Below are 13,031 nucleotides of genomic sequence, written 5' to 3' on the forward strand. Positions count from 1 at the left end.
GTCAATTGTTAATGGAAGTCATAGTATTAGAAAATGTTTCGACTGAAATCACACGTTCGCAGGCAGCTCGATCGTAAATCGGCTTCCCTTTCCCAGTTCCGAATAAAAATGAATTTCTCCTCCATGAGCGAGTACGATTCTTCGGACCACCGCCAACCCTAATCCGGAACCTTTCTGATCTCCGCCGATAAGACCGAACGGTTGAAACAATTTACCTCGCAATTCGGGTTTTATGCCGGGCCCGTTGTCTTGAAAAATAAAATAAAGCCGATTGTCTTCCCGATCTATGATGACTTGAAAGAATCCACCGGACTGCATGGCCGCGGCCGCATTTCGAGTCAGATTTAAGACGACTCTACGAAACCTATCCATGTCCATACGAACGAGACCTTCTTCTCGTAAGACGACTTTATACTCGATAGGTATTTCCTTCAATTGATCGGACAGATCGGTCTCTATGCGCTTAGCTATCTCGGATAAAGTATGCGTTTCCAGACGAACAATAATTCGTTCCCTTGCGAAATCGAGAATGTCCAAGGCCATATTTCTCATGTATAAAGCCTCTCTTTCGATCTGTTCGAGAATTCCTCCTGCGGATTGCGGTTCTTGTAAAGCGGTACGAACTTGAATGCCGATGACCTGACAATGATGATTGATATCGTGAACGATTTCCGATGCGGCTTGACCGATGCTGGCCAGTGCTTCCGCTCGAATCTTATCGATATTATCCAAGACAACGCTAAGAGATTCGCAAACACCCGTAATGTACAGTTTTTCTCTTTCTAAATCCTCGATCTTTATTCCTTCACATTGTAAAACGCAAAGAATTTCATTTCCTCGAAGCACTGGAAGACGCAACCGAGTTCCGAGGAGTTCCAATTCGGATAAGGAACTTAGTTCCATATTAACATCCGATAAAGTGGCTTCCGGTAAAGAATTCGGTTCAGGAAGTAGTCGGATAAATTTCTCCGAATCCGGTTGGAAAAGAAATACGCAATATCCGCTTCTTATATTGAACGCCTCAAGAATTCCGGAGAAAGCGGTCCAAATCGCGGTTTCCCTAGTGTTCGAACGATTCAAATTTCTAGTAATCGTCAATAGGCTTTCCATTCTCTGACCGAGTCTTTCGCTTAAATTGAAAGTATTAGCATAGCGAACGGCGAGATAATACGAGTGAGTCAATAAAAAAATGTGTAGCCCAATAGCGAAAAAATATCCGGAATGAATGATAGACGATGTGTAGAGTATATCGTTTACGTTCGACAAAGTAGAAGCAATCCAACCTATCCAAAGGACGGCAGCACCTGTTTCTTTACGGAGCACGGCTATAAAGTTAATGTAAAGAAAATAGATCGAACAGCTGAGTAGGACCAAATGATAAATAGTAGCGAATCTGGTAAATATAAGAGGATCTAGAAATAAGACAAGGGCACTGAAAAATCCCGAAACGGAGGCAAAAACGCCGAACACGTATCGATTATAGTATTTTTTGAAAAGCGTAAACAAATACCAATGTAAGACCGGCGCTCCCACATAGACCGATAAATAGTCGAGTCTCACTAACGATTCCCAGGATAAATCCGGAAGAATCTGCAAAATATAGCGCTGCCCCGTTACCAAGCTTCGGACGGACATTATAAAACAAAAAAGGCCTAATTGTAAGAAAGTTAATTCCCTCCGCCGAACGAAGAAAATCAAACAATGATAAACTCCGATCATAAAGATCGAACCTGCGACGAAGAGTTCCAATGCTATCGAGTTCCGTTGATCCGATAAAAGGGATTCGGCCTTTCCGAAAGAAATTCCTTGCCAGATTCCACCCAACTGATGATGGAAATTGGAAACGTGAAGAAGTAATTCCGTGTCTCCCGAGGCCTCAAATGGATAAACGGCGGGACGCCATTCGGGGATTTCCTTTTCTCGCGAAGTTCCGACTGTTCCGTTTTTTCCTACGACATCACCGTTCACAAATAGAATATACGCCGATTCTAAGTCTATTATAGAAACTGCATATAATGAACGCTCTTCGGGTAAAAGTATTTTTAAACGGTAGCTTGCGTATCCCTGAGAGTTTAAGGCTTGTTGAGCGACGCTTTTTTCATTCCAGAATCCCGGCATCGGAAAATAATCAACGGGGCTCCGATTTTGGGAGAACGCTGGGACGAACTGATTCCAATAAAATTCCCAGGATCCATTCAATAGTAGAGGAGATGATTCCAGGTTCCGAACTCGCAGATCTAAAGTTCCGGACTCGATTTTCACCTCATTCGATTTTTCCGAAGAACTAGGGTGAGTCTTACATCCTACGCAAATCGCGATTAGCAGAAAAAAGATAAAGATACGGTGCATCGTCGGTTTGGATAAATAGGCTCGACTAACACTCTATAACGATTAGGTGCAAAGTCAACCCGCTTATTAAGAGATCAGACGTTCGATGCAAAAGATAAAATTCAATTTGCACTAATTATTCGACGAGCAATCGTTAATACATACGAATGACACAGTAGAAAGACTAAAGCCAAATTTTTATTTTAAGAACGATCGAATATCGATACTTGATTTAAGCATCGATCAGGAAATACAAATCATTCGTTGATGGAAAAAAGATAAAATCCGGATTTTCCCAATTGGGAAACAGTGTCGCTTTCCGGTATGATCGCAAAACTTTCATCATTGCTGAAAACGGAACCACCCGGTTCCCAAACCGACTGTCCTGTTTGTAACGAGGAAACGGGAATTTTTTTAGGCTTTTTAGAGATGGCCAAGACCTAACTTCCACTAATCCGCCGTGAACGAAGACAAATACGAATTTTCCTGAATTTGAAAAAATTAAATTCCGAGCTCCTTTAATAGAATCGAAAGTTTCCTGCTCCGACGAAGATAAATTCGTTTTGACCAGCTTGCCTGTTTCATTACTTAAAATTAAAAGATTTTGATTACTAGGATCGAATGCGACTCCGTAACGCCCTTTGCCCCGTCAAAGAGAACAAGATTAGTATTAAATTGGACGAACGATCTTTCGTTCGGAAACGTTCCGATTGAGTGGCCTTTATAAAAACATCCGGATGATTCGCCGCAAATTCCGCGACCGGCGGGGACAAATCAACCGTTTTTCTATACGGAATATCTAAAATACGAAATGTAACTTTATTCTTTTCTAATGATTCCCAATTTTCGTTCTTCTGTCCCGCTAAAACGTACCGATTCGCGTCTAATTTCAAAAAGGCATCCGCTCGATTTTGCACCTTGTAACTTTCTATCTTTTTTAACGATTGAGAAGCGACTTCTCCGGACAGTAGTCCTGTAACCACAATTGTTAAGCGTATTAATATATTCCAAAAACTACCCATCGTATTCCCCAGCCGACAAAAATCGATCGCTCAAGAAATAAACGTGTCGTCCGGATAGGGCAAAAATTTATTCGGATTTATAAATTATATTTCCTGCTAATCCGCACTCGGAACATATTACATATTTCGTTTGACAAACCGGTTAATCCAATTAGGCCTTTAAATTCGCGGATTCATTTCGTCAAAGGGGTAGAAAACATGCCGGACATTTTTCACAGAGTTGGAATCGCCTCGCCGATTCAAAAAGTATTCGAAGGTATTTCGAGTATCGACGGATTACGTCATTGGTGGGTATCGGATACGAAGGGAAATTCCGAATTAAACGAGACGATTCTCTTCGGGTTTACTGACATGAAGGTAGTCGAGTTGCTGCCTTACGAATCGATAAAATGGAGGTGCATTCGGGGACCGGAAGAGTGGTTGGATACCGAGGTTAAGTTTAAGCTGGAATATAAGGAAAACCAGACATTCGTAATTTTTACCCACGCGAATTGGAAGAATCCGGTCGAGTTTATGCATCATTGCAGCACCAAATGGGCCACTTTTCTCTTAAGTCTTAAATACTGGTTGGAACGAGACGAAGGTCGTCCCGCTCCTTACGACGTTAAAATACATATAGGCGATTGAAGTTTTCCGTAATATTCGTTAAGATCCTTTTGCGATATTACATTTTTTTCAAGGACGCATAATTAGTCGGGAAAAACGAATTGAAAGATCTTAATTAAAAAGAGATAATTATTGCGTGCCGAACCAGTTAAACATCGAGTATGATCGATCCTTAATTTTAGAAGAGTGGAATCTTCTTGAAAATTGTGTCGAAGACCCCTTATTACTCCTCGATGAGGATTTTAATATTCTAAAATGGAATATATATGCGGACCGGAAATTTAAAAATCTCGGAGAATCCGTACGATTTGAGACCTTGGCTCGAATTATACCCGAATGGGACGGGCGAAACGATTTTTTGTCCTTATCATTTCATGCCGCAATCCGTTCCAAAAATAGAAACGTGGATTCTTCCACAGGGCTCGTTTCCATTTGGCGGAGTTCTTCGAATCGTAATTTTTATTTTGTGGTATTTGAAGCTCCCGACTCGGCTCCTTCCGCGCATAATTCTTTTTCGAAAGGGCGGACATTGTCTTATTCTCGATCCTTTCAGGAATCGGATTTTCAGACCGATCCGATTATTTCTGGAACTAAATCTTTAACGTTAAATGACGAGTCCATAAAGTCGGATTCGCCCGATAAAGAACAACTTCTCTCTAAGATTTCTATTTTAAACCTTCTCCAGCAAATCTCGACGGCGGCCAACGAGGCGGACGATGTCGAAGCGCTTTTGCAATTTGCCTTAGATAGAATTTGTCTGATATCGGGCTGGAAACTTGGTCGGGTTTATCTGTGGTCCTCCGAAACGGAGATGCTCGAGTTAGCACCGATTTGGTATATGGAGGAAGAGGCTGCTCTCAAGGCATTAAAGTTGGAATTGGAAAAACAGATTCATTCTATTGCCTCGGGAATCGCGATGCGGGTAATAAGGGAACGAAAAGTAATTTGGATCGAGGATATTCGTTCCGAGTTCACGACTTTGCAGCAGGACTTGGCTCGGAAGGCCGGCATTTCTTTTTGTTGTTCGATTCCTCTTTTTGTTCGCGAAACGATCGTAGGCGTTTTGGAATTTTTTTCCGGTCCTGAAGTACCGGAGCCCTCCTTCTTGGAAGCCTTACGGCATATCGGTTCTCAAATCGGACGAGTTTTTGAAAGAACGTACGCCGAAAACTATCTTCGCAATTCAAGGGAAGAATTACGAGCCTTGGCCGCTCGCTTGCAAAGGGTGCGGGAAGAAGAAAGAGTTCGAATCGCTCGCGAAATTCACGACGAGTTAGGGCAATTATTGACCGTCTTAAAAATCGACCTTTCTTTATTGCGTAAAAAGAAGAACGATATAGTCCATAACGAAGAAAGGCTAATGGATGAAATAAATTCAATGAACAAGATCGCGGATTCGGCGATTCAATCGGTGCAAAGAATCGCCACCGAACTTCGCCCCTTAATCCTCGACGATCTTGGTTTGTTGGAAGGTATAGAATGGTACGTAAAGGACTTTCAAAATCGTTCGGGGATTATCTGCAGTATCTCCATCGAAGTCGATGTCCCGCTTAGTACCAGTGCGGAAAGCGCTACGGCTATTTTTCGGATTCTTCAAGAAACACTCACGAACGTGATTAGACATTCACAGGCGACGATTGTAGACGTGTCGTTAAGCCAAAATGCATCGAACCTACGATTATCCGTGCATGATAACGGGGTAGGAATTCCTACCGACAAGATTTCAAATTCTAAATCCTTAGGTTTGATCGGCATGAGGGAAAGAGCCACGGTTTTAGGAGGGGAACTGACTATCGAAAATAATAATTCCAAAGGAACTACCGTGACGGTAAGAATTCCGCGCGGAGAAACATTAAAAACGGCATTTCCATGATTGATACTATTCTTGCGGACGATCACATATTGATAAGAGAAGGCCTTAAAAAAATCCTGGTCGGAGAACAGGATATTAACGTCGTATATGAAGCCGAAAACGGAAAGCAGGTACTAGAGTTTCTCGCCGATCGTACTGCGGATATACTCATTCTGGATCTGAATATGCCGCTTATGAACGGTATGGAGACCGTTAAATACGTTCACAAATCCTTTCCGAATATGCGAATCTTGGTCTTAAGCATGTATTCGGAAGAACGATTTGCCGTTCGGGCCTTAAAATCGGGGGCGGCCGGCTATATTACGAAAGGCAGCGCAGGAGACGAATTAATCAGTGCAATTAGAAGAATCGCTTCCGGCCAACGTTACGTAAGTTCCGAAGCGGCGGAAATTCTCGTCAGAGAATTATCCAACCCCGTTGACCGTTTATCCCACGAAAATCTTTCAGAACGTGAATTTCAAATTCTTCTACTATTGGCGAAAGGGAGAAATGTTCGAAGCATCTCGCAGGATTTAGGCTTGAGCGTAAACACGATCAACACGTATCGATCTCGAATTTTATATAAAATGAATTTAAAATCGACTCAGGAATTGATACGATACGCTTTCGATCAACAATTGCTCGAATAAAATATCCAACCTTTCCCGTAAGCGTATATTCCAAAATTGAATACATAGGCCTACGCGCCCTTTGTCACATTTTCTGCTACAAATTATGATGCCGTTTAACTATAATAATACGATAAATAGCAATATCATTTTTTGTTGTTACTCTTCCATTTACGTTGCATAATTATTACTTTCCGCAATATTTTTTGCATCTTTAGCACCGGAGTAAACGGCTATGGTTTCCACTAAAACGACTGAAATCCCTGTTAGAGAAGCGCTGGATTTAAAACAATTATTGGAAGTTTTGTCCGCCTTGAAAAGGGGGGATCTATCCAGACGAATGCCCCTCGACCAAACGGGTATCGCCGGTAAAATATCAGACATTCTTAATGAAATCATAGACCAAAACGATCGGATGGTAAAGGAATTCGAGCGAATCAGCAACGAAGTCGGACAAGAAGGAAAAATTTCACATCGGATCAGCGCCGTAGCAACGGGTGGCTCTTGGGCAGCCTGCATGAATTCCGTTAACTCTCTTATAGGCAATTTAGTACAACCGAATACTGAAGTAATGCGCGTAATCGGAGCGGTAGCCGGCGGAGACCTTTCGAGAAATATGGCTTTAGAAATCGAAGGACGCCCGTTAAAAGGGGAATTTTTACGTACCGCTAAAATCGTTAATACGATGGTGGATCAATTGAATTCCTTCGCCTCCGAGGTGACCCGAGTCGCTCGAGAAGTGGGAACCGAAGGAAAACTCGGGGGCCAGGCAGATGTTCGAGGAGTGGCCGGAACCTGGAAAGATCTTACGGACAGCGTAAACTTTATGGCCGGAAACCTCACGGGGCAGGTTCGGGATATCGCCGAAGTAACTAAGGCAGTTGCGACCGGTGACTTGTCCAAGAAAATCACCGTGGATGTAAAGGGTGAGATTCTAGAACTCAAAAACACGATCAACACGATGGTGGATCAGTTGAATTCATTCGCCTCCGAGGTGACCCGAGTTGCCCGAGAAGTGGGAACGGAAGGAAAACTAGGAGGCCAGGCAGATGTTCGAGGAGTGGCCGGAACCTGGAAGGACCTCACGGACAGTGTGAACTCCATGGCTTCCAACCTCACAGGACAGGTTCGGAACATTGCAGAAGTTACAACGGCAGTGGCGACCGGTGACTTGTCCAAGAAGATCACCGTGGATGTAAAGGGTGAGATTTTAGAACTCAAAAACACGATCAATACGATGGTGGATCAGTTGAATTCATTCGCCTCCGAGGTGACCCGGGTTGCTAGGGAAGTGGGAACGGAAGGAAAACTAGGAGGCCAGGCAGATGTTCGAGGAGTGGCCGGAACCTGGAAGGACCTCACGGACAGTGTGAACTCCATGGCTTCCAACCTCACAGGACAGGTTCGGAACATTGCAGAAGTTACGACTGCTGTTGCTCGAGGAGATCTCTCCAAGAAGATCACCGTGGATGTAAAGGGTGAGATTTTAGAACTGAAGGACACGATCAATACGATGGTGGACCAGTTGAATTCCTTCGCCTCCGAGGTGACCCGGGTTGCGAGGGAAGTGGGAACGGAAGGAAAACTAGGAGGCCAGGCAGATGTCCGAGGAGTGGCCGGAACCTGGAAAGATCTCACGGACAGTGTGAACTTCATGGCGAATAATCTCACTACTCAAGTGCGTGGCATCGCCAAGGTGGTAACCTCCGTAGCTAACGGAGATTTAAAGAAAAAGTTATATTTGGAAGCGAAGGGGGAAATAGCCGAACTCTCCGATACGATCAACGATATGATCGATACGTTAGGCCTATTCGGAGATCAAGTTACGACCGTTGCACGGGAGGTGGGAATCGAGGGTAAATTAGGAGGTCAAGCAAGCGTTCCTGGAGCAGCCGGGTTATGGAGAGATTTAACGGACAATGTGAATCAGTTGGCCAGCAACCTTACCACTCAGGTTCGCGCAATCGCCGAGGTTGCCACGGGTGTGACGAAAGGGGATTTATCCAGGACGGTTACGGTTAAGGCTGCCGGAGAAGTCGCGGCTCTTTCGGATAATATCAATGAGATGATTCGAAATCTAAGAGAAACGACCAGAATCAATACGGAACAAGACTGGCTCAAAACGAATCTTGCGAAATTTACAAGATTGTTGCAAGGACAAAGAAACCTAGTAAATGTAAGTAAATTGATCTTATCGGAATTGGCTCCTCTTGTTTCCGCACAGCACGGAGCTTTTTTCATCACCGAAAACTCGGAGGACGAAACCTCTTTAAAACTCTTGGTAAGCTATGCGTACCAAGAGCGCCAGAATGTCTCGAATCGATTTAACCCTGGAGAAGGATTGGTAGGCCAGTGTTACCTGGAAAGAAAGAGAATCCTATTAACTCAGGTCCCGGATGATTACATCAAGATCAGCTCGGCGTTAGGAGAATCGGCACCCTCGAATATAGTCGTGCTTCCTGTTCTATTCGAGGGAGAAGTCAAGGCGATCATTGAGTTGGCTTCCTTTCCGAGTTTTACTCCGATCCATCTGAACTTTTTAGATCAGCTGACCGAGAGTATCGGGATCGTTTTAAATACGATCGCAGCCAGTATGAGAACGGAAGAACTCCTAATTCAGTCACAGACTTTAACCGAGGAACTACAAGGACGTCAGGAAGAGCTGACTAAAACGAACGAACGATTGGAAGAACAAGCCAAATCATTGCAGGCATCCGAAGATCTGCTTAAAGAGCAAAGAGAAGAATTGCAGGACAAAAACGACGAACTGGAAGAGAAAGCTAGACTTCTCGCGAGAAAAAATAACGAAGTCGAGCGGAAAAATATGGAGGTGGAGCAGGCCAGACATTCCCTTGAAGAGAAGGCCAGACAGCTCGCCTTAACATCTAGATACAAATCCGAATTTCTCGCCAATATGTCCCACGAATTACGAACTCCGCTGAACAACATGTTGATCTTATCGAGATTACTATACGATAACGAAAATAATAATCTATCGATGAAACAAATCGAATATGCAAGAACGATTCACAGTTCCGGAAACGATCTACTGCAATTGATCAATGACATATTAGATTTATCAAAAATAGAATCCGGAAAAATGACGGTCGATTTGGATTCCGTATCATTTCAAGAATTTGCGGATTATCTTGAAAGGTCTTTTCGAGAAACAGCTAGAAATAAGGAGCTTGAATTTCAAGTGGATTTAAACGTCGATCTCCCGGCCAGAATGACTACCGACCTACAAAGGTTGCAGCAGATCTTGAGAAATCTCCTTTCTAATGCATTTAAGTTCACGCATAAGGGAGGAGTGCGCTTGGTCATTTCTACCGTCAAATCAGGCTGGGGAGGTGATCACCAAATACTCAATCAGGCCAGCTCGGTGATAGCTTTCTCCGTCATAGACACCGGGATCGGCATCCCGTTGGAAAAGCAAACTTTGATCTTCGAGGCGTTTCGGCAAGCCGACGGAAGCACGAGTCGCAAATACGGTGGGACAGGTCTAGGTCTATCGATCAGCAAGGAGATCACGAGATTATTAGGCGGAGAACTCAAACTCACAAGTCAATCGGATACGGGTAGCACATTCACGCTCTATCTCCCGATCGAATACATACCGACGGATGAAGTTCAAACCGTTGGAGAGCCGACGGAATGGATTCAGTCCAACCGAATCGGCGATAAGATGAATCCGATAATCTTACATGAATCATTCCCGAAAAATTCCGGCAGAATTCCGAGACGTTTGGTGGAAGACGATCGTTCCAGCTTATCCGGGGATACGATCTTAATTATCGAAGAAGAGGAATCATTCGCAATGCTGCTTTTAGAGATGGCCCGAAAGAACGGGTTCAAAGGCCTCGTCGCATTGGACGGTAAAACCGGATTTTCTCTCCTCAAGGATTTTCCCGTTCAGGCAGTATTGCTCGATCATCAATTACCCGACATGAACGGTTGGCTCATTCTTAATTGGCTAAAAAAGGAACCGAAATTCAGACATATTCCGGTACAGATAATATCCGAACGTGATGAATGGAGGAGAAGCCTTCGAATGGGAGCTCTCTCACATGTAACCAAGCCGATCGAGTCGAGTATGATTCAGCAAGTCTTTGATAGGTTCTCAAATTTTAAAAGTAAAACTTCGAGATCGCTGCTGATCATCGACGGAAACGAGGAAATATCAAAGGAACTACGTGAATTACTCGGCGAGTGCGATTTGAATATAAAGACGACGGAAAACGCAGGTGAAGCATTAGGCTTCTTAATGCAGGATTCTTTCGACTGTATTTACTGTTCGTTTGACCTACCGGACAGGCCTTTCCACGATTTCGTTCTTGAAATCGACCATATTGGCAAGGAAATAATTCCGATCGTTTTAAACATCGACTCCGAACTGAGTCAAGCCCAGGAGGCGGAAATTCAAAGTCTAAAGAAAGGTTTTATCCTGAAGGAAGTTGAGTCTCCGGCTTTGGCTGCGGAAGAAATATCGATCTTCCTGCATCAACGGATCGAAAACTTAACCCCTCTGCATCAAAAATTGATTCAGGAAACTTTGCATAATGATCAAGCCTTAAAAGGCCGCAAAGTACTGATCGTAGACGATGATGTGCGGAATATTTTCGCACTAGCCAGCGTTCTAGAGCGGCATAAAATGAAAATCGAGTATGCGGAGAACGCTCGAGACGGTATCGAACTTTTAAAAAAGGCCGTGGGCGTGGAAGTCGTGCTAATGGATGTAATGATGCCTGACATGGACGGTTATGAGGCTATGAGATGCATTCGAGCGGATGAGAATTTCGTCGAACTTCCTATCGTCGCCCTGACAGCCAAAGCTATGAAAGGGGACCGGGAAAAATGTATCGACGCCGGTGCTACGGATTATATTACAAAGCCGGTCAGCGTCGACCAATTGCTTTCGTTACTCCGGGTCCTGCTATGTAGGTGAATATGAATCTTAAATTTAAAGTGAATATCCTCATCGTCGACGATAATCCCGAGAATCTACGGGTGATGGAATACATTCTTGCAGATCCGGAATTAAATGTGATCAAAGCTCATTCGGGACAGGATGCCTTAAAACTACTTATAGATCCGGAGGATTTCGCTCTAATATTCATGGATGTCCGAATGCCCGGAATGGACGGCTTCGAAGTCGCTGCGCTAATCCGTCAACGCGAAAGGTGCGCACAGATCCCGATCATTTTTTTGACCGCTTACAGCAATAGTGATACGGTAATGTTTAAGGGATATTCGCTAGGAGCAGTCGATTTTTTAATTAAGCCGATAGCCCCGGAAATACTGAAATCGAAAGTCTCCGTATTTGTCGATTTATACAAAAAAAATAAAATTTTAATTCTGCAGGAAGAGTTACTTCGACAAAGCCACGATGAGTTGGAGATACGGGTCGAAGAACGCACCGGCGAATTACATAAAGTCAATGCAGAATTGATGACGGAGAATTTAGAAAGAAGACGAGCGGAGGAAGCTCTGAGAAATTCCTTACGAGAAAAGGAAGTTCTTCTTCGCGAAATACATCATCGTGTGAAGAATAATCTTCAAATCGTATCAAGCATATTGAGCTTACAGGGCAATTATATTAAAGATCAAAAATCGCTCGAAATGTTCGAAGACTCCCAGTCCAGAATCAGATCGATTGCGCTCATTCACGAGTTGTTATATCAAAACGAAGATTTGGCAAAAATGGATTTTAAGGAGTATCTGCGTAGTTTAGTGACCAATCTATTGAGAACATACAGAGTGGATTCCAGAATCAGCTTCGAAATAGACGCCGATCCCGTAACGTTCGGTTTGGACTCGGCAATACATTGCGGATTGATCGTAACCGAGTTAGTAACGAATTCCCTGAAATACGGGTTTCGAGGCCGAGACCAGGGTAAAGTTTCAGTTTCTATAAAAAATATCGACGAGGAATACGTTTTAACGGTCGAGGACGACGGTATAGGTTTCCCGGAACATTTTGATTATAGACAAGCCGATTCTTTAGGCTTACAATTAGTGAGTACGTTAGCCGAGCAAATCGAAGGACAATTGCATTTGAGTAAAGACTCGGGAACAAAATTTACTATAGCGTTTAAAGATCGCAGTCGGGTAAAGAGATGAGTATAAATCCGGCCAGAATTCTAGTCGTCGAAGACGAAAATATAGTAGCGAAAGATATACAAAGCCGCCTAATAAAAGCCGGATACCCTAACGTTAGTATAGCCAGAAATGGGGAAGAAGCGATTTGCAGGGTAATTGAGGCGCCTCCGGATTTATTGTTAATGGATATAATGTTTTCTTCAGGTGTCCTCGATGGTGTCGAAACTGCAATTGCCTTCGGAGGAAAAATAGACGTTCCTGTCATTTTTCTAACCGCATATGCCGACTCATCGTCAGTTTCACGAACCATTGCCACAAAGCCTTTTGCCTACGTGCTGAAGCCGTTTCGAATCAGAGGACTTCAAGTCTTAATCGAAACGGCATTAAGTAATCGCGCGCTGAGGAAAAAAAGAAAAGAAGATTATCGCCTACGCAGTTCTATTTCAGAAATTCTTAAAGATCTTGTTGATATGAAAACGTACGGAACTTATTGAT

9 protein-coding genes are annotated in these 13,031 nt (G+C 43.5%); 6 read left to right on the top strand and 3 right to left on the bottom strand.

Translation table 11 applies throughout. The features are described from left to right. Positions 1 to 48: 48 nt before the first annotated feature. From LEP1GSC047_RS05305 to LEP1GSC047_RS22075, 3 genes are all read right to left on the bottom strand, one after another. Positions 49 to 2,349 carry a sensor histidine kinase gene (locus LEP1GSC047_RS05305; RefSeq protein WP_010419551.1) on the bottom strand — a complete coding sequence of 767 codons (2,301 nt, stop codon included), beginning with the start codon at positions 2,347 to 2,349 and terminating at the stop codon, positions 49 to 51. 236 nt (positions 2,350 to 2,585) lie between these two features. Further along, entirely contained in the window at positions 2,586 to 2,765 is a 180-nt protein-coding gene (locus LEP1GSC047_RS22070) for a hypothetical protein (RefSeq protein ID WP_020988420.1), read from the bottom strand. Positions 2,766 to 2,939: 174 nt separating this feature from the next. Then, positions 2,940 to 3,350, bottom strand: coding sequence for a hypothetical protein (locus tag LEP1GSC047_RS22075; protein WP_010419547.1), 411 nt, complete (start codon positions 3,348 to 3,350; stop codon positions 2,940 to 2,942). 198 nt (positions 3,351 to 3,548) lie between these two features. On the opposite strand from LEP1GSC047_RS22075, the gene LEP1GSC047_RS05320 reads away from it, so the two are divergent. The 6 genes from LEP1GSC047_RS05320 (at position 3,549) to LEP1GSC047_RS05345 (ending at position 13,030) form a co-directional block, all read left to right on the top strand. Further along, a complete protein-coding gene (locus LEP1GSC047_RS05320) occupies positions 3,549 to 3,977 on the top strand; it encodes an SRPBCC family protein (RefSeq protein WP_010419545.1) in 429 nt (142 codons plus the stop codon). Between the two features lie 115 nt (positions 3,978 to 4,092). Next, positions 4,093 to 5,829, top strand: a complete 1,737-nt coding sequence (locus LEP1GSC047_RS05325) for a GAF domain-containing sensor histidine kinase (protein ID WP_010419541.1) — start codon at positions 4,093 to 4,095, stop codon at positions 5,827 to 5,829. Continuing rightward, positions 5,826 to 6,458, top strand: a complete 633-nt coding sequence (locus LEP1GSC047_RS05330) for a response regulator (RefSeq protein ID WP_010419537.1) — start codon at positions 5,826 to 5,828, stop codon at positions 6,456 to 6,458. Before LEP1GSC047_RS05325 ends, LEP1GSC047_RS05330 begins: the two co-directional genes overlap by 4 nt. A 214-nt stretch (positions 6,459 to 6,672) precedes the next feature. After that, a complete protein-coding gene (locus LEP1GSC047_RS05335) occupies positions 6,673 to 11,382 on the top strand; it encodes a HAMP domain-containing protein (RefSeq protein ID WP_020988233.1) in 4,710 nt (1,569 codons plus the stop codon). Between the two features lie 2 nt (positions 11,383 to 11,384). After that, on the top strand, positions 11,385 to 12,557 hold the full coding sequence (locus tag LEP1GSC047_RS05340) for a histidine kinase dimerization/phosphoacceptor domain -containing protein (RefSeq protein ID WP_010419532.1): 1,173 nt from the start codon (positions 11,385 to 11,387) through the stop codon (positions 12,555 to 12,557). Beyond that, a complete protein-coding gene (locus LEP1GSC047_RS05345) occupies positions 12,554 to 13,030 on the top strand; it encodes a response regulator (protein ID WP_010419530.1) in 477 nt (158 codons plus the stop codon). The genes LEP1GSC047_RS05340 and LEP1GSC047_RS05345 overlap by 4 nt, the downstream gene beginning before the upstream one ends. The last annotated feature ends 1 nt before the right edge of the window (position 13,031 follow it).

Source organism: Leptospira inadai serovar Lyme str. 10 (genome assembly GCF_000243675.2).
Lineage (GTDB): Bacteria > Spirochaetota > Leptospiria > Leptospirales > Leptospiraceae > Leptospira_B > Leptospira_B inadai.

Excerpts from the sequence above, each read along its gene's own strand:
- LEP1GSC047_RS05305 (WP_010419551.1), bottom strand. The coding sequence starts at position 2,349 with ATGCACCGTATCTTTATCTTTTTTCTGCTAATCGCGATTTGCGTAGGA.
- LEP1GSC047_RS22075 (WP_010419547.1), bottom strand. The coding sequence starts at position 3,350 with ATGGGTAGTTTTTGGAATATATTAATACGCTTAACAATTGTGGTTACA.
- LEP1GSC047_RS05320 (WP_010419545.1), top strand. The coding sequence starts at position 3,549 with ATGCCGGACATTTTTCACAGAGTTGGAATCGCCTCGCCGATTCAAAAA.
- LEP1GSC047_RS05330 (WP_010419537.1), top strand. The coding sequence starts at position 5,826 with ATGATTGATACTATTCTTGCGGACGATCACATATTGATAAGAGAAGGC.
- LEP1GSC047_RS05335 (WP_020988233.1), top strand. The coding sequence starts at position 6,673 with ATGGTTTCCACTAAAACGACTGAAATCCCTGTTAGAGAAGCGCTGGAT.
- LEP1GSC047_RS05340 (WP_010419532.1), top strand. The coding sequence starts at position 11,385 with ATGAATCTTAAATTTAAAGTGAATATCCTCATCGTCGACGATAATCCC.
- LEP1GSC047_RS05345 (WP_010419530.1), top strand. The coding sequence starts at position 12,554 with ATGAGTATAAATCCGGCCAGAATTCTAGTCGTCGAAGACGAAAATATA.